Annotated in this window: 25 protein-coding genes; 5 read left to right on the top strand and 20 right to left on the bottom strand. The window is 38.5% G+C overall.

The window, feature by feature from the left end; genetic code table 11:
* Nucleotides 1-6: 6 nt before the first annotated feature.
* Entirely contained in the window at nucleotides 7-801 is a 795-nt protein-coding gene (locus C1721_RS13410) for a hypothetical protein (protein WP_102408741.1), read from the bottom strand.
* Nucleotides 802-887: 86 nt separating this feature from the next.
* On the opposite strand from C1721_RS13410, the gene C1721_RS13405 reads away from it, so the two are divergent.
* The 4 genes from C1721_RS13405 to C1721_RS13390 are packed head-to-tail and all read left to right on the top strand — an operon-like array spanning nucleotide 888 to nucleotide 5,690.
* A complete protein-coding gene (locus C1721_RS13405) occupies nucleotides 888-1,820 on the top strand; it encodes a DUF362 domain-containing protein (protein WP_102408740.1) in 933 nt (310 codons plus the stop codon).
* Between the two features lie 3 nt (nucleotides 1,821-1,823).
* Nucleotides 1,824-3,434: a 4Fe-4S binding protein gene (locus C1721_RS13400; protein ID WP_102408739.1), complete on the top strand. Its 1,611-nt coding sequence runs from the start codon at nucleotides 1,824-1,826 to the stop codon at nucleotides 3,432-3,434.
* Between the two features lie 36 nt (nucleotides 3,435-3,470).
* Nucleotides 3,471-4,601: a tRNA guanosine(34) transglycosylase Tgt gene (tgt, locus tag C1721_RS13395; RefSeq protein ID WP_102408738.1), complete on the top strand. Its 1,131-nt coding sequence runs from the start codon at nucleotides 3,471-3,473 to the stop codon at nucleotides 4,599-4,601.
* A gap of 3 nt (nucleotides 4,602-4,604) precedes the next feature.
* Nucleotides 4,605-5,690 carry an LptF/LptG family permease gene (locus C1721_RS13390; protein WP_102408737.1) on the top strand — a complete coding sequence of 362 codons (1,086 nt, stop codon included), beginning with the start codon at nucleotides 4,605-4,607 and terminating at the stop codon, nucleotides 5,688-5,690.
* A 23-nt stretch (nucleotides 5,691-5,713) separates the two neighbouring features.
* Here the strand turns inward: C1721_RS13390 and C1721_RS13385 are convergent, their stop codons facing one another.
* The 11 genes from C1721_RS13385 to C1721_RS13335 form a co-directional block, all read right to left on the bottom strand.
* Nucleotides 5,714-6,700, bottom strand: a complete 987-nt coding sequence (locus C1721_RS13385; RefSeq protein ID WP_159063592.1) for a hypothetical protein — start codon at nucleotides 6,698-6,700, stop codon at nucleotides 5,714-5,716.
* Nucleotides 6,701-6,714: 14 nt separating this feature from the next.
* Nucleotides 6,715-7,602, bottom strand: coding sequence for a serine O-acetyltransferase (locus C1721_RS13380; protein ID WP_102408735.1), 888 nt, complete (start codon nucleotides 7,600-7,602; stop codon nucleotides 6,715-6,717).
* Between the two features lie 3 nt (nucleotides 7,603-7,605).
* Nucleotides 7,606-9,753: a Kelch repeat-containing protein gene (locus tag C1721_RS13375; RefSeq protein ID WP_159063591.1), complete on the bottom strand. Its 2,148-nt coding sequence runs from the start codon at nucleotides 9,751-9,753 to the stop codon at nucleotides 7,606-7,608.
* A 14-nt stretch (nucleotides 9,754-9,767) separates the two neighbouring features.
* A complete protein-coding gene (locus C1721_RS13370) occupies nucleotides 9,768-10,709 on the bottom strand; it encodes a hypothetical protein (protein ID WP_102408733.1) in 942 nt (313 codons plus the stop codon).
* A 9-nt stretch (nucleotides 10,710-10,718) separates the two neighbouring features.
* Nucleotides 10,719-12,569, bottom strand: a complete 1,851-nt coding sequence (locus C1721_RS13365; protein WP_102408732.1) for a protein kinase domain-containing protein — start codon at nucleotides 12,567-12,569, stop codon at nucleotides 10,719-10,721.
* 40 nt (nucleotides 12,570-12,609) lie between these two features.
* Nucleotides 12,610-13,413 (bottom strand): PP2C family protein-serine/threonine phosphatase, encoded by an 804-nt coding sequence (locus tag C1721_RS13360; protein WP_102408731.1) that lies wholly within the window; start codon nucleotides 13,411-13,413, stop codon nucleotides 12,610-12,612.
* 15 nt (nucleotides 13,414-13,428) lie between these two features.
* A complete protein-coding gene (locus C1721_RS13355) occupies nucleotides 13,429-13,947 on the bottom strand; it encodes an FHA domain-containing protein (protein ID WP_102408730.1) in 519 nt (172 codons plus the stop codon).
* Nucleotides 13,944-14,186: a hypothetical protein gene (locus C1721_RS13350; protein WP_102408729.1), complete on the bottom strand. Its 243-nt coding sequence runs from the start codon at nucleotides 14,184-14,186 to the stop codon at nucleotides 13,944-13,946. The genes C1721_RS13355 and C1721_RS13350 overlap by 4 nt, the downstream gene beginning before the upstream one ends.
* Nucleotides 14,187-14,316: 130 nt before the next feature.
* Nucleotides 14,317-14,970, bottom strand: coding sequence for an FHA domain-containing protein (locus C1721_RS13345; RefSeq protein WP_102408728.1), 654 nt, complete (start codon nucleotides 14,968-14,970; stop codon nucleotides 14,317-14,319).
* Nucleotides 14,971-14,973: 3 nt separating this feature from the next.
* Entirely contained in the window at nucleotides 14,974-15,357 is a 384-nt protein-coding gene (locus C1721_RS13340; protein WP_102408727.1) for a LytTR family DNA-binding domain-containing protein, read from the bottom strand.
* 119 nt (nucleotides 15,358-15,476) lie between these two features.
* Nucleotides 15,477-16,427, bottom strand: a complete 951-nt coding sequence (locus tag C1721_RS13335; protein WP_102408726.1) for a fimbrillin family protein — start codon at nucleotides 16,425-16,427, stop codon at nucleotides 15,477-15,479.
* A 132-nt stretch (nucleotides 16,428-16,559) separates the two neighbouring features.
* Here C1721_RS13335 and C1721_RS13330 point away from each other — a divergent pair, with 132 nt between their 5' ends.
* Nucleotides 16,560-17,366 (top strand): MBL fold metallo-hydrolase, encoded by an 807-nt coding sequence (locus C1721_RS13330; RefSeq protein ID WP_102408725.1) that lies wholly within the window; start codon nucleotides 16,560-16,562, stop codon nucleotides 17,364-17,366.
* 188 nt (nucleotides 17,367-17,554) lie between these two features.
* Here C1721_RS13330 and C1721_RS13325 read toward each other — a convergent pair whose 3' ends face one another.
* The 8 genes from C1721_RS13325 to C1721_RS13285 all read right to left on the bottom strand — a co-directional run bounded on the left by C1721_RS13325 (nucleotide 17,555) and on the right by C1721_RS13285 (nucleotide 22,070).
* Nucleotides 17,555-18,340, bottom strand: a complete 786-nt coding sequence (locus C1721_RS13325) for a DUF1828 domain-containing protein (protein WP_102408724.1) — start codon at nucleotides 18,338-18,340, stop codon at nucleotides 17,555-17,557.
* Entirely contained in the window at nucleotides 18,337-18,870 is a 534-nt protein-coding gene (locus C1721_RS13320; protein ID WP_102408723.1) for a DUF6978 family protein, read from the bottom strand. Before C1721_RS13320 ends, C1721_RS13325 begins: the two co-directional genes overlap by 4 nt.
* Before the next feature lie 38 nt (nucleotides 18,871-18,908).
* Nucleotides 18,909-19,322 (bottom strand): hypothetical protein, encoded by a 414-nt coding sequence (locus C1721_RS13315; protein WP_102408722.1) that lies wholly within the window; start codon nucleotides 19,320-19,322, stop codon nucleotides 18,909-18,911.
* 7 nt (nucleotides 19,323-19,329) lie between these two features.
* Nucleotides 19,330-20,292, bottom strand: coding sequence for a hypothetical protein (locus C1721_RS13310; RefSeq protein ID WP_102408721.1), 963 nt, complete (start codon nucleotides 20,290-20,292; stop codon nucleotides 19,330-19,332).
* Nucleotides 20,289-20,576: a hypothetical protein gene (locus C1721_RS13305; protein ID WP_102408720.1), complete on the bottom strand. Its 288-nt coding sequence runs from the start codon at nucleotides 20,574-20,576 to the stop codon at nucleotides 20,289-20,291. The genes C1721_RS13310 and C1721_RS13305 overlap by 4 nt, the downstream gene beginning before the upstream one ends.
* Nucleotides 20,577-20,622: 46 nt before the next feature.
* Nucleotides 20,623-20,922, bottom strand: a complete 300-nt coding sequence (locus C1721_RS13300; RefSeq protein WP_102408719.1) for a hypothetical protein — start codon at nucleotides 20,920-20,922, stop codon at nucleotides 20,623-20,625.
* Nucleotides 20,923-21,030: 108 nt separating this feature from the next.
* A complete protein-coding gene (locus C1721_RS13295; RefSeq protein WP_102408718.1) occupies nucleotides 21,031-21,411 on the bottom strand; it encodes a helix-turn-helix domain-containing protein in 381 nt (126 codons plus the stop codon).
* Nucleotides 21,412-21,647: 236 nt separating this feature from the next.
* Nucleotides 21,648-22,070 (bottom strand): hypothetical protein, encoded by a 423-nt coding sequence (locus C1721_RS13285; protein ID WP_102408716.1) that lies wholly within the window; start codon nucleotides 22,068-22,070, stop codon nucleotides 21,648-21,650.
* Nucleotides 22,071-22,112 lie beyond the last annotated feature (42 nt).

Here is a 22,112-nt window from a genome sequence, read left to right as displayed (position 1 = left end):
AGCAGTTCAATCTTCAATTAATCCCTCCAGATATATTTCCGGTGCCAATCCGTTCTTTTGCAGAAAACCAGCCAATGCACTAAAAGATAAAATATCCTTCTCCCTATCCATCATGGCAACCTTTTTTATACAGGTTGGCGGAATGGAAACAGACGAAAATGGCGTGAGTTTCCCGTCTATAAAGCCGTATTCCGCTTCCGCAGGATGACGGAATAATGCCAGATTCCATTCTTTTTCATCTTTTTCCGACGAGTTCTTTACCTCCATACATGCGTTGCAAAGCATAGAATAAAAGCGGGAATCGGCAGTAAAGCCTGTATGTTCGTCGTCGTAGAAAAACTTATCATATTCACGCTCCATTTGTTGTACAAATATATCCAGCATTTGCTTTTCATCGTATTTACAACGGATCAAATATAAATTTTCCAGAAGGCAATGTTCTGCTAACTGCTCATAATCAAATGATAGTTTTATCAATGGAGCTTCTGTTACAGGCATACGCAACGGTTGCTTATCACTTTCATACAGCGAAATTATATAGATTTCCATTTCAGGACCTACCAACATCCGCCTGTTATCACGGAAAAAAGGTATCATTTGCTTACTTTTCTCCAAAGGAATATTCATTCTTTGTTCATGTAAGCCAATCGATTTACGGAGAAGGGATAAACCGTATTCATATTCATTGAAAGGTAAGGCATGTATGAGGTTTATCGCCGGTAAAACAAAGGTGGGACTTTCGGTATTACTCTTCCACCCTTTCACAAACGATGTTAGTGATAGATAAGTGTTTAAGATCATATTTTGCCATTTTTTTGCTATCAAAGATAATCTATTATCAGATAATTATTACATTTGTTTCGAAATATTCTAAATTAGTAAATAAGATGAAGCGTCGCGATTTCTTAAAGACCAGTGTAGTAGCAGGTGCTGCTCTTTCATTAAATTTTGAAGGCCTACAAGCGGCTTTAATCACTAATACTGTTGCTGTAGAACAAATCCCCGACATGGTTGCCGTAATGGGCGGCGAACCGGAAGTAATGCTCGACAAAGCAATAGAAACCCTGGGCGGAATCGGTAAATATGTAAAAAAAGGACAAAAGGTAGTTATCAAGCCCAATATTGGCTGGGATCGTTCTCCCGAAATGGCGGGAAATACCAATCCTAAACTAGTAAAAGCATTAGTACAAAAATGTCTGGCTGCCGGAGCCGAAAAAGTGACCGTATTTGACCATACATGCGACAACTGGCAGAAATGCTATGAAACCAGTGGCATTGCCGCAGCCGTAAAAGAGGCCGGAGGCATCATTATGCCGGGTAACGACGAAAAATACTACAAGGAGGTTTCCATCCCTAACGGTGTAAATCTAAAGAGCGCAAAGATTCACGAAGCGCTCGTTGAAGCAGACGTATGGATTAATGTTCCTGTATTAAAGAATCATGGCGGTGCAAAGATGACATGTGCCATGAAGAACTATATGGGAATCGTTTGGGATCGCCGCTTCTTCCATCAGAATGACTTGCAACAATGTATTGCGGATATTTGTACCTGGCAGAAAAAACCGGTATTGAATATTGTAGACGCTTATCGCATCATGCACCAGAACGGTCCTCAGGGAAAAAGCGCAGCCGATGTTGCTGTGTTAAAGTCATTGATAGTTTCACCTAATATTGTTGCTATAGACACAGCCGCATTAAAGCTATTCAATCAGGTTAAAAAATTGGATATGGAAGCGGTAAGCCATCTTGAGAAAGGAGAAAATCTTAAGCTGGGAAGTACCGATCTGGATAAGATAACCATCAAACGTATCAAGATATAAAGCATGAAACGATATAACTATTTAAAAGGGTTGCGGGTATTCCTCGCAATCCTCTTTTTCGTACCTATACTCCTATTCTTCGTAGATTTTGCCGGTGTTTTACCGAACGATGTACATACCCTGCTGCATATCCAACTTATGCCGGCTCTGCTATGTGGCGCGGCAGGCATTATTGTATTCCAAATTGTACTGGCTTTATTATTCGGACGGATATACTGTTCGGTAATTTGTCCGGCAGGTGTATTGCAGGATGTTATTAACCGTCTGTTTTGCATAGGAAAGAAGAAAAAGAAAGGCATACGCAGATTCAAATATCATAAAGCTGCAAATGTTTTACGTTACTCGTTATTGCTGATTACGGTCGTTTTGGGCATATTCGGCTTTATGGGATTGGCCATGTTGCTCGATCCATACAGCAACTTCGGACGTATAGCAACCAATTTATTCCGTCCGGTTGTTATGTGGGGAAACAATATTCTGGCAGACTTATTGATGAAAATGGACAACTATTCATTATATCATGTAACCGTAAGTACAGTTACCGCTTCCGGCCTTATAGCCGCTATTGCCGCACTGCTCGTCTTCATCGTACTCGTTATATTCCGCGGACGTCTATTCTGTAACACATTATGTCCGGTAGGCGCTTTACTGAGCCTTGTATCCCGCTATTCATTCTTCCGCATATCCTTCGACAAGGATGCTTGTACGCATTGTGGCAACTGTGAACATACTTGCAAAGCCGAAGCCATCAACAGCAAAGACCTCACTGTAGATACTTCACGCTGTGTAGATTGCTTTAACTGTATTTCATCCTGTGCAAAAGGCGGCTTGCAATACCGCTTCAAACCTTTCAGTAAAAAGGAAGAAACAGCCGTAGATACCATTCAGGCAACCGGAAAAGACAACATAAGCTACTCCGCAAACAGCCGCCGGACATTTCTGGCAACTACGGCAACCGTTGCAGTGAGCATGCCCATTGTATCGGTACTGGCTGATGAAGTTAGTCAGGGAAAGGGCCATAGAGAACGTAAACGTAACCGTAACTGCAACCGGGAACAATGGCCACCTATCACACCGCCGGGATCAATCAGCCTGGAACGGTTTAAGGATAAATGTACAGCCTGCCATATCTGTGTAGTTCGCTGCCCCAGTCAGGTACTGCGTCCGGCCGGACTTGAATATGGATTCGATTACATGCTGAAACCCCGTCTGGCTTACGTGAGCAGTTACTGTAATTACGAATGTACGGTATGTGCCGATGTTTGTCCTACACGGGCTATAATGCCGCTGACTAAAGAAGAAAAGGCAACCACACAGGTAGGCATCGCCACTTTCTTTATCAACCGCTGTATTGTGAAAACAGAAGGTACAGATTGCGGAGCATGCTCCGAACATTGTCCTACGCAAGCAGTGCACATGGTTCCATACGAAGGTACACTCACTATCCCCAGTATAGACCCGGATTTATGTATCGGTTGCGGTGGTTGTGAATCGATCTGCCCGGTACGTCCGATGCGCGCTATCATCATAAAAGCAAACACGGAACATAAGTTTGTTGAGAAACCTAAAGAGGAAGAGGTGAAAAAGGTAGAAGTGGATGACTTCGGATTCTAATAGAAAAATGCTACCTTTGCCAGCAAATTTCACTGCATGAACTTCGAACTACAATATAACGATACGAAATCGAACGCAAGGGCGGGCTTGATAACTACCGATCATGGAGTAATTGAGACGCCCATTTTCATGCCTGTAGGCACACAAGGATCTGTGAAAGGCGTACATATGACCGAGTTGAAAGACGACATCAACGCTCAGATCATTCTTGGCAATACCTATCACCTCTATCTCCGTCCCGGACTGGATATTCTGGAGAAAGCAGGCGGATTGCACAAGTTTAACACGTGGGATCGTCCGATACTGACGGACAGCGGAGGCTTTCAGGTATTTTCTTTGTCGGAAAACCGTAAGCTGCATGAAGAGGGGGCTATGTTCCGTTCGCATATCGACGGCTCGAAGCATTTGTTCACACCGGAAAAGGTAATGGACATCCAGCGCACTATCGGAGCTGACATTATTATGGCATTCGATGAATGTTGTCCCGGTGACGCCGATTATGAGTATGCCAAGAAATCACTGGGACTTACCGAACGCTGGCTGAATCGTTGTTTTGACCGCTTCAACAATACAGAGCCTAAATACGGTTATAGCCAAAGCCTGTTTCCAATTGTTCAGGGATGTGTGTACACTGATCTGCGCCAACGTGCCGCAGAGAACGTGGCTGAAAAAGGTGCTGACGGGAATGCCATCGGAGGACTGGCCGTTGGTGAACCTACCGAAAAGATGTACGAAATGATTGAAGTAGTAAACGAGATTCTACCCAAAGACAAACCCCGTTACCTGATGGGGGTGGGAACTCCTGCAAACCTGCTGGAAGCTATTGAGCGCGGTGTGGATATGTTTGATTGCATCATGCCTACTCGTAACGGGAGAAACGGGCAACTCTTCACTCGTTTCGGAACCATGAATATGCGCAACAAGAAATGGGAAGACGACTTCTCTCCCATTGATCCGGACGCCAATTCATACGTAGATACGTTATACTCCAAAGCGTATCTGCATCATCTCATCAAAGTAAACGAGCTGTTGGGACTGCAGATTGCTTCCATACACAACCTGGCTTTCTACTTATGGCTGGTGAAGGAAGCACGCAGGCATATTGTAGCCGGCGATTTCACCACATGGAAAAGTGTCATGGTTCAGCAACTTAATAATAGGTTATAAGACATGAAATTTAAATTAAAGCGGATAGACTGGTATATCATCAAGCAATTTTTGGGAACATACGTCTTCGCCATTATCCTGATTATATCCATCTCGGTAGTGTTCGATATAAACGAGAAGATAGACAAGTTCCTGAATCCGGATGTGCCGTTGAAAGCTATTGTTTTCGACTATTATCTGAACTTTATCCCTTATTTCGCCAATCTGTTCAGTCCGCTTTTCACCTTTATTGCAGTAATCTTTTTTACCTCGCGGCTGGCTGATAAGTCTGAAATCATAGCCATGCTTGCCAGTGGGATGAGTTTTAGCAGGCTGATGTTGCCCTATGCTATTTCAGCTACTATCATCGCATTGGTAACGTTTGTACTGAACGCGTTCATCATCCCGCCAGCCAATACGACACGAATAGATTTTCAAAATAAGTACATTAAAAATAAAAAGCAAGAATATGTAACCCACATGCAGCTGGAAGTTGAGCCGGGCGTAATAGCGTATTTCAACCGATACGACGGTAAGTCTAATATGGGATACCGTTTCTCGTTGGAGAAATTTGAAGACAAGAAGCTGGTGTCGCGTCTCGAAGCGAATTCCATCAAGTATGATTCGCTGTACCAATGGACGGTGGTAGATTATATGATCCGTGATTTCGACGGCATGCGTGAGCATATCACACAGGGTTCGCGTAAAGATACTACGCTGACAATTGTTCCGTCCGACTTCCTGATATCGGTGAACGATTGCGAAACAATGACCTCCCCCGAACTTCGCACGTACATAGATCGCCAAAAAAAGCGCGGCATCGGGAATATTCAAACTTTCCAGATAGAATATCATAAACGCTTTGCCACTATCATGGCGGCATTTATTCTTACCACGATTGGAGCTGCGCTCTCGTCACGGAAGGTGAAAGGAGGCATGGGATTGAATATCGGTATCGGACTGGCTCTTAGTTTTTCATATATCCTGTTCATGACCATTACCTCGACCTTTGCTATTAACGGATATGTAAGTCCGATGGTAGCGGCATGGATACCGAATATTCTTTACTCCTTCATTGCCGTCTATCTTTATATGAAAGCCCCGAGATAGAAAGGGCATTACTTAAATAGTTCCTATCTCGTGAAGCCTAGCCCTACCTCGACAGACTGTGCGGATGTAATTACTCCGTCGATAATGGGAATAAACGTAGCAAAGGTATTATCCTCCGGAATCAAGGTCTTCACCACAGGCCATACCTTCTGTACAAAATCTTTCGTTACGTACAACCGCGCGCTATTACCTTCCACAGTTGCCTGAAGTGGCACAACATAATAGCTGCCGGATAATTCCAGTAACGATAAATAAGGAGTGATATCTATTCCTGCAAGCAGAGGCAACAGTTCGGAAAGAAGACCTACTACATCTTTACGTAAGGCAAGATACAACGTACCGTCCTTCTCGTACCACGTAAGCAGGTTTACCAATGCGTCGGAGACTTCTGCCGGCGGAAGTTCCACCGTATTAGCTCCCGGCATCTTATAGCCGATCACCAGTTGTCCGTTTTCTCCGAAAGAGGCTGAAACCTTCTCCACCTTTTGTGCCAACAACTGTCCGAGCAACGGCCCCAGGCTGTTGAGTAACTCGTCGGCAGCTGTACCTTTCACCGTAATGAATACGTCAGCTAAGCCATTCGCAATTGTCAGATTCCAGTTTCCCACTATTGGAGAAGTCATTGTACGAACGATGTCCAGTTTCAATACGCCATTCAGGATATATCCCCGAACGGTTATTCCGCATGAAGATGTGGTGGCAGTGCCTTGAAGTCTAAAATCGCCTAGCATGGATGATTCCATCCCTCCACGCTGTAATGTAGCAGAAAGGGAGACTTCGTTTTCTCCCGGAATGATGTCTGTTAAAGTAAGGTTTGCTTTCTCTTCCGAGACAGCGTCTACCGTAACCGAACCTACAGAACCGATCAATGCCGTTCCCAGATCCAACTGGTTTCCGGAATACGTCTTGGAAATATCTTGCCATGACGTCGTTTTATCGTCGTCGCTACAGGCGGTAATAAAACTTAACAAACACAATAAGGTAACTGAATACAATAAAACTTTTTTCATAACTCTCCGTGTTTTTATTCGCCTTCTACAGCTCTAGTCTGCAATATTTTTGAATTGGGCGGTACACTATGCGTAAGCCAGATGTTACCACCTATAACAGATCCGCGTCCTATCGTTATCCGCCCCAATATGGAGGCATTGGAATAGATAGTTACGTGATCTTCAATGATAGGATGACGAGGCACATCAAGAGGTAGGCCATCGTCGTCGAGCGTGAAATTCTTTGCCCCCAACGTTACTCCCTGATACAGCCGCACATGATTGCCTATTATGGCAGTTTGTCCCACAACAACTCCTGTTCCATGATCTATACTGAAATATTCACCAATCTGTGCACCCGGATGGATGTCGATACCTGTATCCGAATGAGCCAGCTCAGTTATGATACGTGGCAGAACAGGAACGCCGAGTGTTAACAGTTCATGGGCTACCCGTTGATGGAGTATGGCATGTATGGCCGGATAGCAGAAGATAATCTCGCTAACGCTTTTGGCTGCCGGGTCACCATCGAGTATGGCTTTAACATCGGTAGACAGTAAATATTTTATGTGGGGTATTTTGTCGATAAATGCAACAGCTATATCGGACGCCTGTTTTTTAGAATCGCAACAGCGTTCTACTTCAAAACATAGTCCGTTATAAATCTGCTCGTGCAACAAGTCATATATTTTCTCCAGATTTATGCCTATGTAATATTGGATAGAACCGGCCTGCGCCTCTTGGTCCGTACCAAAGAAACCCGGAAAAATAACTGTTCGCAGCAGTCTCATTATCTCCCTGACGGAAGCTGTAGATGGTGACGGTTTCTGATGCAGCGGAATGTATTTGTATTCCGGAGAATCAAATGCAGACAATTGTTCTACATTCTTTTGAATATGTTCTAATGCTTCTGCTCTTTTCATATATTAATTATCCCATGAAGGATCATAACTTATGATTGGCGAACCGGAAGTACCTTGTCCCAGATATATAAGCCCATCTAATGCGTACATGCAGTAAATATCTCTTTCTCCTGACGGCATTTGGGATTTCCGCGTCCATTTATCGGCTGCCGTATCGTATTTCCAGATATAACCGGAATCGTCTACCACATAAATATCATTGCCGAAAGCTACACCACAACGAACGTTGGCGGTTATCGAACTTAATTCTCTCCATGTGTTAGCTCCATCTTCCGAAACAAACAATTTTCTGCTATATGAAGGAATAGACAAGTCTTTATATCCTAAGCCGGCATAAATTTTGTCTCCAATAACCACAGCTATTCCACGGCACTGTTTCTCCGGGAATGTACCTCTTCTCACCCACTTCTCCGCATTTGACGGTTTAATTGACCAAACTTCGTCTGTTACTAAACCTGAACGTATTCCTCCTAAAATAAAGATGCTGTCTTTGTATGCAAAGCCGGCCGATAAGTTCCTGGCATCAGGTACATTTGTTGCTGCATCATACGTAATCTCCTCCCAATAGTTTGTAAACGAAGAGTACATATATAAGTCGTTAGTATTTTGGTTATCATTTCCCACACCTCCAAAAGCAATCACAGCAAAGCCAAGATTAACAGCTGTCTGCCATTTTCTCTTTATCGGGAATGGACTTAATTGTAACCATTCTGTTTTATCAGCTCTATATGCCCAAAATTCATCGGTCTTTTCAGCTCCCATATCGCCACCAAGAATCAGTGCGTTATCTCCCATAGCAACTGTTGCTACAGCTCCTCCAATCTGGTTCTTTCCATTAAAGATTAATTTAGTGACAAATATGTCCGGAGCTTTATAGATAGCTTCTTCACCATAAGTGATGACACCGTTCTTATTGATTGCATAAACTTTCAGGTAATAAGTAACGCCACCCTTCAAGCCGGAGATATACCCTTCAAATGATTCCTTGCCGGATGAGAATGCCACTTTGGTTCCGGATTCGTCGCCTCTGATTTGTGAATAAGAAATGCCGGATTCCGTCACTTCGTTCTCACCTTCATCCAATACGCTGGCAGAAATCTTTATCGTACCGCCTACACCGGCATCAGTTACTTCAACTTCCGACAATTGAGGAAGTTCGCTTTTTGTCCTGACAGAAACTTCGTTGCTGTATGCTGTTCCATACGCATTCGTCGCATAAGCCCGGACATAATACAAGTTTGCAGACTCTAAGTCTGTTATTTGACCTTGGAACTTTCCTTTCCCAGCACCATTGATAGTGGTATCTCCGGTAGAAACAGTTAATCCGCTCACAGTACCCCAACAGAGTCCTCTAACGGTAACTGCGGAGTCTCCCTCTTCTTGAACTTCGGCCTCAAAGTCGGCATCGGTATATCCTGCAGATATATTTTTCAAGGACGTGACTTTGGGTAAACCATTCGTTGTTGTAAATTTCAGAGGACTACCTTTAAAGGTTCCAAACTCATTCTTTACGTATGCCTGAACAGTATATACGGTGGATGTATCCAGTTTTGTTATTTTATATACAAATGAATCTGCTTCCATTGTAATAGGGATTACAGAGTCTTTCTTTGTTGGCGTCGTAAGCAAAACGCCTCTCTCTACAATGTTGCCCTCTCCTGAATCCAGAATTTTCCCTCCGCATATAGCGCTTTCGGCTTTTATACTGTCTTGAACTACAATTGTACGAACAGTGCCCAAACCTTCTGTTGTTGTTGCAAGAATTTCTTCTCCATAATTAGTACCTTTTGCATTGGTTGCGTATGGCCGGATATAATAATCCGTATTGGGGTCAAGATCCTTTGCTATGCTTTTATACATGCCTAATCCTTTACCGGCAATCGTTGTATCATTCTTTTCAACGGTAGGGTTCGATTCCGTTCCCCAACATATACCATACCTTTCGACAGGCAAACCATTTCCACTGGTAACTTCTGCATAGACAGCAATAGTTGTGGCCAAGTTCTCTGGTTTGTGTTGCTCATCCGTTAATGTGCTGACGGTAGGTATTTGGGCATTCTTTACATCTGTCCCCATTTCCGGATCGTCTACACATCCGAATAGAAAACAGGATATAAAGGATAGTGATAATATTAAATATAAATGCTTCATGTTCTCTTTTATTATTAGAAGAAAAATCCAAGACCCGCATTAAGGTCTACATATTTAAAATTAATTGTATTACAACCTGCACTAACAAACATAGCGCCAAATTTAACCATAAAGTCCAAATCAGCGGCAATACCGTTATTGGTTGCATCTATGTTTTTAGCCCATGCAACCTGCTCGTCAGCTCCGGTAACAGCGTTCTTTGTCTGGTATTCATACAAGACCGTCCGATCCCCGTATCCAACGCCGACAGAAGTATATAGCCATGAAGTGCATTTTATTACCAAACCGGCTGTGGCTGTATAGCTGTTTATCTTTTTCTTATTTGTAAAATTGTAATAATCCTTTCCTGCCGAGCCGGTCAATTCCTGATTGTTACATTCTGCCTCGTGACTTTCAAATGACATATTCGTTTTAAAACGGGCATACCATCCTACGCGACGTCCCACACCTCCTACAGTCAAACCATAAGGGGATTCTATAGAATATGAATAACCGAGAAAGAATTTCATCCGCTCACGATGCGTGGCTTGCATATCTTGAGGTTGTGTATTATTGGTAACAACGGGAGTTTGTAATTTATCTAACCGCTCTTGCCAATATGTAGCAAGTTCATCGCTTTTAGGAGTACCTATCCCGTTTGTGTAATATACTATTAATTTGGAAACGGCTGTAGTATCATCTTCCGTTGCCATTACATTCAGGCAATTCAGGCACTTATTCATAAGGCTTCTCATAGAAGGACGCATACGCTCATTCTTCAACCATATTTTCGTCAACTGACTGATACTATAAGGATCGCATTGTGACACACCCTCTTCATACCATATCTTTGCGTTGCTGTAGTCCTGACGCACCATGGCGTCATCTCCCTTTTTATTATATTCCATATACTGTTGCTGAGCCATTATATATGCAGGCAGCACAGCTGACAAAATTAGTATCCAAAGTCTTTTCATAATTTCATTCTAATAATAAGTCAAACCCTCACTTTGCAATACCCCTTCCGGACTGTAAATGTCATACAAATTGTCTGTACGTTCAAAGGCACGGCCATTATCGGATTTACCTACACTCAAATATTTACAAGGAATACGTTCCATGGCATTAGAGTCGATAGCTCCATATTTACCAGTAGACTTTTTTCGTACTATCTTGTATTTACCAAATGTCATTAGTTCTTCATATAATGCTTTACGGTCTGCCAGTTCTTTTTCTTCCTGTTTGCTGTCACATGCAATAAGAAGACGAACAACATCCTCCGTTAATTTTATTTCCTTAGCTTCTGTAAAGTCCTTCTTTGCTCCTGTATAATCCGTCGCATTCATTTTCGCTTTACCAGAAATGATTAAAGCCGAATATTTTGTATCCAGTTCTGCTGCAGAAGGTATTACAGATAAATTATTCCCAACATCGGTTGTGGGCTTTTGCGTAATGTGCTGTTGTATCTGATTTGTTTTTTCTTCTGTCGTTGCATTTACATCAGGTTTAGGCACATTCGGCTTCTCTACAGGTTCAACCTCTTGATTCTCATCTGATAGATTTTCTGTTTCTATTTGTATCGGTGCAGCTTGTTCATCATTTATTTTCGCATCAGGAGGTGTAACCGTTTCAGATATATCATTCTGCTCTCCCGATGATGCATCCGAATATAGTGGTATCTTTTTAAAAAACCGATCACTATATACATATCCAACAGCAGCACAGCCAACCACCACAAAAATAATAAAAAGAAGAGGAATTAATAAAGTCTTCCTTTTCTTTTTATGATTAGTTTTAGATATTTCTTCCTTATTATTTATTATTGTTTGATCATCATCTTCCCCATGAGATGTTTCAGAATATAGTAAAGTAGTATCACCGGTATCCGACACTATATCAGTGTGAGTTTCCTCTTTTCTAACATCATACTTTTCTTCCGGAGGCATATCTAATGCGCCAAGCATTTCTCCAATAGATTGAAAACGATCAGCCGGAATGATCTGCATTGCTTTTATAATAGCAGACTCCGTTTTAGAAGTGATATTAGGATTGATTTCAGACGGATTCTGTAATGGACGCGTTGCCCGAAGAATTGATTCCGTAGGAATTCTTCCGGTAAGCAAATTGTACATTGTAGCTCCTAACGAATAAACGTCCGGACAGGGAGAAAAAACCTGAGTACCCTCGTTATCATATTGTTCTATAGATGCAAACCCTTTTGATAATGTAAGCATCGTAGTACTGGTTTCTTGCTCCTCTATATCATAGCGTTTGCTTACCCCAAAATCTATCAGACGGGCATTATCATCTTTATCTATTAAAATATTACTGGGCTTTATATCTAAGTGCAGTATATTCTTTTCGTGGACAAACTGTAAAGCCTCTCCAATTTGATGTACATATTTAAGAACTACATGTTCCGGTAATACTCCGTTCTTATCCATCATCGATTTCAAAGAATTACCAGAGATATATTCCATAACTATGTATGCCGTATTATTTTCTTCGAAAACTTCCAGCACATTTACAATATATGGATGATGTACTTCTGATAATATCTTGGCTTCTTTGATAAGTTTCTCTTTGAACTTATTAAACAAAGTTTTACCTGTTTCCGAATGGACTTTTACCTGTTGGGAATCATTATCCCTATAACAATAATCTTTAAAGAAATATTCCTTGACACATATAGGCACTTCTGTCTTTATGGTTCCTAATGCACCTTTAAGCTCAGTAAACCATACTCCTTTGTAAGTTATACCAAAGCCCCCTTGACCCACTACATGAGAAAGTCTGTATTTTCCATCTTGAAGAAGGTATCCATTTGGCAAATTCATAACTACAAAAACTCTTTTTAATCTGCCAAAAGTACATCATTTATATAAAAGAATAAAGGAAACTTAGAATATTTTGCTTTACACCTTGAGATTCTTGCACATTATTAACAGGTAAAATATAAAATGAAAAGTTGTCTCGTGTTCTTCCATAACAGGTTTCCATTATGGCGTCTTTTATATCTTCAGAAGTTTTATGATTCAAAAAAACAGAAGAAAGAGATTCATTTGTAAAGCGTTCCAACACCCCATCGGTACACATAAAGAAATAATCACCTGGTTGCACATCTTCCAATACAACTACATCGGCCTCAGTCGGATGGTCTGATCCTTGTATAGCCCGTAAGATTACATTTCTTTGAGGATGAGTCTTTACTTCTTCCAATGTGATTTTTCCCAGTTTCAATAAAGAGTTAACCAGCGAATGATCTTCCGTTTGATAAATTATTTCACCATTCCTAAATTGATAAATACGGCTATCACCAACATGAGCAAGAATTGCTCCCTTTGTTCCCGTATAAAACATCGTTATAGTCGTTGCCATCCCTTTTGCTTCAGGATGAAAACTAAAATAATCATCAAACCGGGATTCTGTATATTGTATTGCTTTGTTTATAAATTCTTCAGAAGGTTCTCCGTCTTGAAAAGTAGAAAAGTAAGATTGAAAAGATTCACAAGCCAGAGAACTGGCTATCTCTCCTTTATCGGCACCACCAACACCATCACATACTAAAAATAATTTCTGGCCGGAATTCACGGTCTCCGGTAATGGATAAATGGAGTCTTCGTTATTAATTCGTCCTCCTTTTTCGCAGACAGCACATGGTTTACCGATTGTTATATTCATAGCACTAAACGAGTTTTATTCATTAAATCGGAGAACTGTCCTGCCTATAATGATTTCATCATTATTATTCAAGACGACAACTTCCCCATTTTCTAAATAATTGCTATTATATAACGTATGATTTTTACTATTATTGTCAGAAAGATAATGTTTATAACCACCTTTAGGGTCTTTTTTTATCTCAATCCGGATATGTTCACGACTCATTGACCGATCTGCAGTCATTATTCCAATCGTTGCCTTAGAAGCATTCGATTTTCTCCCAACTATAATCACTCCTTCATAAAGAAGAAATACTTGTTCCGGGGTATCTTCATCAGCAATAACCGTAAGTTTTCCCGTGCTGTTTTTAACGGGTTGTACCAAAACCGTTTCGGAATCATTTAAATCATTCCGACTATTCTCTTGAGATAAATAAGAAACAGGAATAGGTCTTTTGCACTTAGGGCATTTAAAAGAAGTAATTCCGGGAGGAATCTTCCCCTCGTCCACTTTTAATCCAACGTGACAATGCGGACATTTAACAGAAATCATATCATGAATGAAATATCTGCGCTATCAATATCTGTTGTACTTATATCCAACATATCGGCATCGGACAACATTATTGTATCGTCTGACAATGTAATGAAATCAGAACTATCAATGTTGTCATCAATTACTACAGCATCCAACATATCAACGTTACTACCGTCCACATCCACTACTACTGCATCCGCCAACAAGGCATCATCATTATCTAAAGTAACGAACGTATATTCCTCCTCTTGCATAACTTTATTTTTTATAACATTTTACAGAAACAAAAGTAGAAAAAGTAATGGATTAATAAATAATCAATTCTCTCTTATAATCAAACGATTGGGTTTACTGTACAAAATACTTGATTTCAATCACAAACAGTTAATCATTCACCCACTTGGCTTTACATGAAGAAACAGGACATTGTTTTCTGTTCCGTAGAGATTCCCAAGGGATCTCTCCTAAAAAAGTACCGCATTTAGGACAAACATAATCTATTTTAAATTGATTCGCAATATCTTGTAATTGCTGCGGTATTTTAGCTGATTGTTTTGCACCTAGATATATGCCTATCGTGGGAGCACATATTGTTATAAACAAACTAATAATCAATAATTCCGAACTTCCTTTTCCTAAAAAACCGATTATCACGCCTACAATTCCAGTTAAAGCAAATGGCAAAGACTGGAAAAGCCTTGTTTTAAACTGATTAGATGACTGAATCTTTACTTTTGCTTGAATATAATCATCATAAACTTTCTTCAAAGCAGCAAACTCCTCACTGTAATCATTATTATATTTCAGTATATCGGAAACAGCGATACTATAATCACTTCCCAGTTTAACGATATCAGTAGGCGTAACTCGTTTTTTTATGATCTGACTGCCATTGACAAAAGTACCATTTGTTGATCCGGCATCTTCCAGAAACCAATATCCATCAGTTTCATGTAGCAGACGCGCATGATGTCTGCTAACGTGAGGATCATCTATTATAAAATCATTATCGTCCGATTTCCCTATCTTTATCACCATTGCTTATTCCTTTGTTTCATCATCTTTTCCCATCTCTCTTTCAAATGATTCTTTCAAAACTTTCAACGGATCTTTGGAGATGACAAGTTCACGAGGTTTGCCTTCGTCTGTCAATAATAATAACTTTTGCTTTGGTATATTGATTTGTAATATATGATTCTTATTGATAATATGGCTCTTACCGACGCGCATTAATATCTGGTTACAGCCGGCAACCTGTTTTCCCAATATCTCTTCAATCTTTCCTATATTTATAGCAAATGTGAATTGTATTCCATTTGACAATAGTAGTTTTGTATAATTTCTATCTGCCTCAAAATAGAGTATTTGCCCAATTTTTATGCGTAACAGTTCATCTCTAGTCTTAATAATTAAGTACCGCTCCATAACGTAGATGTTGTTTTTCGTTTTTCATTAAGAAACAAATATACATCATTTTCTTTGCATGCCCATGTATTTTAAAAGAAATAATATTTATTTCCTTTCCTTTTCAGAAGCAAATATTGTTATTCTAATGATGGATAAAGAGGTTTACCTGTTTCATCCACTTCTGTCCAATTTTTAATATAGACTTGAGGAAAAGTAACAGAGTTTCCTTCTATTATAGCACTATACAGATAAGAATTTCCAGCCTTCAACTCTCCATCCGGAATTGGAGCTTGTACCGTATATGTACGGGAAGAATTCTCATTATTCACTATAACTTCTAATGTTACAGTCATAGGAGAAGTCGTTTTTAAAGGAAGCATAATATATTGTGCAAGATTACCATTTATACCCATTTTATCAGTTTCACCATAAGTTAATGATGGAGGAATAACTCCTGTTGCTAAATTTAAACTGGCTCCCGATTTAGAAGAAGTAATTGTTGCGGATACCAGTTTGTTTAATATTATGCTATCTCCTGCCGATACTTCAATTACAATCTGGGTTGCTGCATGTAAATAAACAATGGGAATACGAATCTGAGTACTTATAACATCTTGTTGCGGACTATGCCACCACAGGTAATCTATTCCATTAAACAAAGGCTCTGATTGACCAGATGTGAACATAGGCGGTATTGTTGAGAAATTGTCTGATACGGCATAAAAATCATAAGTTCCACTTTCCAAATACATTTTATATCCTTCACTCCCTATCAATGTACCGGGAGCAGATGTAATATACAATCCTTCGGCCGCAGGCACTCCATCCAAACTATTTCCTTTTGCAGACGTAAAAGCATATAACCGGTTCTGTATCCCTTTTTTCATGGGAGCCATGGCTCTTGTCAGAAGATTACGATCTTCTATAGATGCGTCAAATGTGACTAATGTCTTATTGCTAGAATTGCTTCCTTCTGAATTATTTCCTCCTTCTTCAAAAATAATTGTATTCTTAGAACATCCTGTAATAAATAACACTGCCGGAAACATAAGTATATAGAATACTTTCATTAATTTTTCACTATTCATATCGAAACTTTTTTATTACATAATACACTTGAAACATATAATTGGTTCAATACAATAGTGTTAACAATCTGATTATAGTATCTAAATAATTTTATATTTTTGCTTACTAAACATCACAATAAGATTTCAAATATGAAATATAAAGTTATCACCTTACTGGAAAATAGTGTTTATGGTTGCAGGCTGCAAGGTGAACACGGCTTATCATTATATATAGAATCGGACAAATATAAATTACTATTTGATACAGGAGCTTCCGGTTTATTTATTCGTAATGCAGTAGAACTAGGCATAAATCTGGAAGAAATAGACTATTTGATATTATCTCACGGTCATAGCGACCATACAGGAGGATTATCTGATTTCCTGAAAATAAATAGAAAAGCATCTGTTGTCTGTAAAAAGGAAATCCTAAATCCGAAGTTTAAAGAGAAAAGAGAAAATGGCATTATACAGAATGAATGCTTTGATACATCACGCTTCCTGTTTATTGACAGGCAAACAGAGCTTATCCCCAATCTGTTTTTATTTCCAAATATTGAAATAGAAGATACCGAAGACACCCATTTTGAACATTTCTATACGAAAATCAATGGGGCAATAGTACCTGACGCTTTTGATGATGAATTGGCTCTCGCATTAATCGACAATCATACATATTCCATCATTAGCGCTTGTTCCCATAGGGGTATAACCAATATCATTCGTACTGTGCAAAAAAGCTTTCCTTCTTATACTTTTAACATTCTTATCGGAGGATTCCATATACATAATGCACCAGACTCTAAATTTCACAGAATAGCTTCTTTTTTAGAACAAAATCCCCCTAGTCATATAGGTATTTGTCATTGTACGGGAATAAACAAATATGCTCTCTTTTGCCAACGGTTTCAAGACCGCGTTTTTTATAACTATACAGGCTTTGCAATCAATATATAAAAAAAGAAAGAGCTAGTAACCAGCGCTCAGCCCGGTTACCAGCTCAATATATTCTATTAAACTTCTATATGTTTAATGATCAATCTTCCAACGCTGCCTGCGCCGCTGCAATTACATACTATACTTCAATTTATTACAAAATTTCATACAACAATTATCCATCATCTTAAAGAATTAGATTTTTCTTATCATGAAGCTTTTAGCATATCCCTGTACTCAGGCAATCCTCTCTTACTCCAAAGCATTACTTTAGCATTTTTTGATTTTAAGGCCTCTATTAATTCCTGTTTAGGCTCGTTAATGCTATCATTGATTACGGCCAATCCTAATAATTCCTTTTTTGAAGCAATCTGCCTTGCGTCTTTTATGTCTGTCCAACTAAACAAGAATCTTTCAACCATTCCTTGAGTCAAGGAATTAAAAGGCTTTATAACTAATTCGGTCTTTTTCCCTGCAATGAGGTAGTCGAAACAAAAATCAAGTCCAGTGCTTCCTTTAATAATAAATTGGGGAGTATAGATTATATCCTGTTCATCCAGAAACGCCCCAACATCTTCTTTGAATACAGAAGCTATAGTATGCTTTGCCATGTATTCCAAATCAGAAATTTCTGATATTGCAGAAATTAATCCATGTTTTGTTTGTGGAAACTTGATTTCTGATGTTTCTGCGTATAATTCTTCATCTTTTATTGAGATACCATAATTTCTAAGAATAGCATCAATAATTTCTTTTCTTTTAGGCGATCTTGCTATATCCACACCTAACATTTTCAAATTAGATATGGTCGCACCATCATCAGACAGGATTATAGAGTCTTTTTCCTTTTTAGCAAAAATCTCAATATTATCATTGAATAGACTGGCGAATGGAGTAGAAATAGCATACCACCCAGTATCTGAATCTTGTTTGATGAATGTATTGTCCTTCATCCAAGCATAGTATTCTTTTATTCTTTCGTCTATCCAATTCATAACATCATTTTGTAGTGGCCTGACAGTTTTATCTTTGATTGCAAATTTATTGTTTTAGAAAAACATGCTACTACTTCTGCAAAAGTAATATTAAAATCTTTTGATGAAATTATTTTTGCCTCAAAATCATCCTTTTCTAGAGGGATTGCCCAAGCTGCCGTAGGATACCCTTCTACATGATAGTGTACATGATTGCAATTTAATACCATGCCGGCGAAAGGTCGAAATTTCACCGGTACCGTATCTTTTATCGTTATCGGGTTGGAGTGACTGGCTCCGTTATAATCTACGCGCAACAAACAAAACCTAGTTTCATCGTCCTGATGATGCAAGGTTATTTTCAGTGAGTTCTTTCGACTTCTTTGAATCCTCAGTAGAAAAGTATTTTCCCTGTCTTCTGAAGACAAATTTAGCCTGATATCAAAATCCTTTTCGATGTCAATCGTGTATGTTTGTAAAAATTCATTATCTTCATAGATATATTTGACCTTATTTAATAACAAGTCTGCGTCTATCTGCGATAAATCCATGATATTAAATTATTTTGTTTGTTTCTTGTTTATAATGATTAAAATAACTCATCTGCCCACTCACTAACATTATCTTTAATATCTTCATGATATTTGCACATTATCAATGCAAGTTTGATTGTTGCACGTTTAGGGTTATATTTATTTACAGTCAAATATCCATAGAAATTACCACCTCTATCTACAACAACTGGAGGATAATTTGCGTATGGATTCCAGGGGCTATAATCGCTATACTCACTTCCATAATCTCCATATTCATTCCAGATAGATTCCGAGTTATTACTATTCCCATACGTTGAATATTCATTCCAAACAGAATTATCTGAATATCCGTTACAATTAATACACCCAAGAAAAATATCATGATCCATTCCACCAAATAAGAGTAAGGTTTGAGATGAAGCGACTAATGACATTAAGATAAATAATATTGTATATATGTATTTCATATTAAGACTAATTCTCCCATTTTCTATTAACAACAATTGAATTTGCAATCAAATCACAGATAGGAATATACTTATCAATATTAACATGTTGATCTTTTAGCGTTGATACTCCCACTTGAAAGTAGCCAATTTTACCACCATACTGAAACATGTAAATCACAGAGGACGTTCTGATATTGTATTGAAGCCTTTTGTTCTCTGTATTAATCTTTAAACAACAGCCTTTGCATCCATCAATAGTTATATCATATTTATCCAATATCACACCGTTCATACCGAATACCTTATTCATATAGCTCTCGTTTATTAGCGATGCAGATAGATCCATTATAACTCCAGCCTCTTGAACCATCAAAACCGCCACCAAACTATGCTCATCAAATTCAGGGACAAATTTCTGAACAACATTATGTCTATCACTTTCTCTCTGTTTCCAGCTAAACGGAATATCAAGAACAAAATCAAGGCGTTTCGCTTTTTCATTTCCCTTAGTGCTGTATTTATATGTATAGCCGTTGCGAAATTCCCTCATATAGTTACCATTAAACTGAAAATAAGACAACGTTGACAAAATAGGCTCTTTTATTTGGAAGTTAGACCTATTATCAAGATCATCTATTAGAGCCGAAACATCGACATGATCAACGTTAATGCCATATACCTTATTCGGTAATGAATTGATTAGATCCTTATAATTTGGCGCACTATTTGTAACAAAATCGTATATATTTTTTTTACAATTTCCAAATTTCGAATTAACCCTATTTTCAGCTACACTAATCCTGCTCTTTAAAGATGGAGATTGCTTTATGGCTTTATCGATTATATACTGTTGCCCTATAAGAAACGAGTAGGCATTAAAGGCGAGTTCCACTTGCTTGTTTGTTACAATCTCGCGTGATACGTTTTGAGTGAAACAATAATTGCAAGAAATCGCTAATAGTAAAATTATCGTATTAAATCTAATCATAATTCCCCGATAAATGCTAATACAAAAATAGCCAATGCAGCGTATGCTATAGTTCTACTCTTAAAAAACTTCCCTGTAACAAGTCTAAAAATCAAAGAGGCAATAAATGAAATAATCAAACTTCCTAATAAATATCCCAAAGATTCAACCAAATATAACCCGTATGCTCCTATAGCTAATGAAGAATTGTCTCTATTTATAATAAATACAAACCGCAATACAAAAACAAATAAGACCAATAGCCAAACATTTCGAGTTTTGGCGTCAACAGTTATGAAATTCATAATATCAAATTTAAGTTATATTTCATTCCCAATCTCAGTAATTCTCTTATCTGTCTTGCAATTTATTCATAGAATCATACATTTCTTTTCTTTGTTTTTGTAGCTGGTGTTCTCCATACCTTCTCCATTCATTCATATTGGGTATCTCATTTGTTCTATTAGGAGGTGTTATTCCATTTTTATGGCATTCCATCTGTTCATCAAATATTTTTTTATATATTCGGTAATGATTTATGCTCATCCTTAAATCAGAAGCTTCCTTAACATCTGGATCTGACAGACTTTTTATAAAATTATAGATAAAGAACAAAACTACTACCGCAATTACAAAATATAGTCCAATCATATTATATTAATGTTTATTTTTTATTATCAAATTCCCACCCTCCCTATGCCCTAAAGCATATTCAGGATTGCTCTTTCTTTTTATCTTTACATTCCGGGAAAAGAAAGGCTACGCGCCCGCGCTTTCCTCGACACCTAACTTGCGACATAGTTCCGCGTTCTCACTCTCTAGCTTTTCAATCTTCTCCAATAGGATACTGATCATTTTGTCTTTTTCATTCATACTTATATTTAGATTTAAGTTATCCTCTGAAACTATTTCAGAGGATTGTTTATACTTAGTTCCCATCCCCGTAACAAGCCAAGGCAAAAAGTACTGAGGATAGACAGCTTCAATCTTTTCTGCATAATCAAACGAAAGATGTTTAACCTTTCCTTTTTCTATGTCATATAAAGGTTGGGCCCGACCAATTCCCATAGCTTTTGCCAACTCCGGAGCATTAGTGTTATTCTCTTCGTAAATCGTTTTTAAAACAATATCGCTATTCATGATTCAGTTATTTACTGTATATTTGTAATCTAAATTTATTAAATTCAAAAACATCATGGCTGTAAATATTCTATTAGCTCTCATTTTAGCTTGGGGCATTGTCTTATTGGTTATTCTTCCAGCAATCCTCATCGCAAAACTGTTATCGAAGTGCTGCACGTCTAACGACAAAAAGAAAATCTTCAAATATTCAATCTTCTCATTCATTGTATTTAATCTTACGATAATTGCAGGAATCAGCGTAATATTGATAATAAAAGGGTTATAAACGAGATTATAATGGCTACAAGTGACATACTAAATGAGATCCTGTTTGTTCGTAGCTTCCAAGCATAATCTTTATTCGATAATTCAAAATTCGTTTTTTGAAGCTCCAAATTCGTCTTCTGGAGCTCAGTTAAATAAGCGAGTTGATTGAGCTCTACTTCTTTTTGTCTTTGTCGTTCCTCCTCTCCTGTCCAACAGCCTGACGCCGCGAATCCCCAACCTTTTGCATTAAGTTTAAATTCGCTAAAGTTGTCATTTTTAATCATGTACAACTGTAATATATTTTGCAATGCATTATTATTCATTGCTTCATCTCTAAGAATCACAATCCCTCCTGTCTCATAGGCATTCAAGATAATTTCTTCTGCTTTCTTGTGTATACCGTCAATCATATGAATCGTTAATTAAAGTTATATTACAGTATTTTACTGTAT

The sequence above is a fragment of the Parabacteroides bouchesdurhonensis genome, from assembly GCF_900186615.1.
Lineage (GTDB): Bacteria > Bacteroidota > Bacteroidia > Bacteroidales > Tannerellaceae > Parabacteroides > Parabacteroides bouchesdurhonensis.
The sequence above is the reverse complement of the archived record's forward strand: the minus strand, read 5'-3'. Positions and strand labels throughout refer to the sequence as shown.